Source organism: Syntrophomonas sp. UBA1041, from assembly GCF_002316705.1.
In the GTDB taxonomy this organism is placed as follows: Bacteria; Bacillota; Syntrophomonadia; order Syntrophomonadales; family Syntrophomonadaceae; genus DTU019.
In genome coordinates this window covers 1-1,018 of the sequence record NZ_DCEA01000119.1, presented here as the reverse complement: position 1 = coordinate 1,018, position 1,018 = coordinate 1, and the positions used below count along the sequence as shown (strand labels likewise).

1 protein-coding gene is annotated in these 1,018 nt (G+C 59.6%); it reads right to left on the bottom strand.

Annotated elements, in window-relative coordinates; all coding sequences use genetic code 11:
• Positions 1 to 1,018: cobaltochelatase subunit CobN (locus B2633_RS17190; RefSeq protein WP_483171907.1), on the bottom strand; the 1,018-nt coding region annotated here is incomplete at both ends.

The following is a 1,018-nucleotide window of genomic DNA, read 5'->3' as shown; positions in this document are numbered from 1 at the left end:
GCGGCAATCATGCCGCCATGATAGGCATTGTAGTCGTCCGAACTCAACATGCTGATTTCCCGGTTGTCTTCATTTTGAATGGTCACATCCAGACTGCCCATGCGGCGGCTGAAGGCTTCCGGCACATACTTGCCCTTGCCCCGCCCATAAGCGTGCCCGCCCCAGCGTACATATACCCTGGCCAGATCGTCCACAGTCTCCCAGTTTTTCTCTTCCAAAACGTCGCTCACCCCGGCGCCGTAAGTCCCGGGCGGATCGCCAAAAATGCGGTAGGCGGCCTCCTCCCGGGCCTGCTCCCGGTCCATGCCCTGCTGCACCATAGCGGCTACATCGGCAAACACATGTTTACGCACATAATTGATTTCCGGCCCTTCATCCAAATTGAGCACCATGTCCACCGCCTTTTCCAGCCAGGCCACGGCGCTGGGCATGCTGTCGCGGAAGAATCCGCTGATTCGGGCTGTCACATCAATGCGGGGACGCTGCAATTCTTCCATGGGGACCACTTCTATATCCACCACCCGGTCCATGCCCCGCAGCCGCACCGGGCGCACCCCCAGCAAATACAGGAATTCCGCTATGCACTGACCATGGCTGCGCATGTTGCTGGTGCTCCATAAGACGATCCCTACACTTTCCGGGTAGCGGCCTTCTTCATCCAGATAGCGTGCAATAATGCTGTCGCCCATGCTTTTGCCGATCTCCCAGGCGGCCGGAGTGGGCAGATTGCGGGGGTCGACACCGTAGAAATTGCGCCCCGTGGGCAATATGTCGGCCATGCCGCTGGTGGGCGCTCCACCCGGTCCCGGCTCAATATAGCGCCCTTCCATGGCGCCCAGCAGATGGGTGATTTCCTGGCGGGTTTTCTCCAGATTGGGAACCAGGGTATCGCAAATGTAGCCGGTGCATTCCACCAGCCGGCCGGCCAGGGGCGGTGCAATCGCCTGAGCCCAGGGAAGCTCTAAAACACAGGCCGCCTCGTCAACACAAAAGCCCTGTTCCGCCAGGCACTGGATAA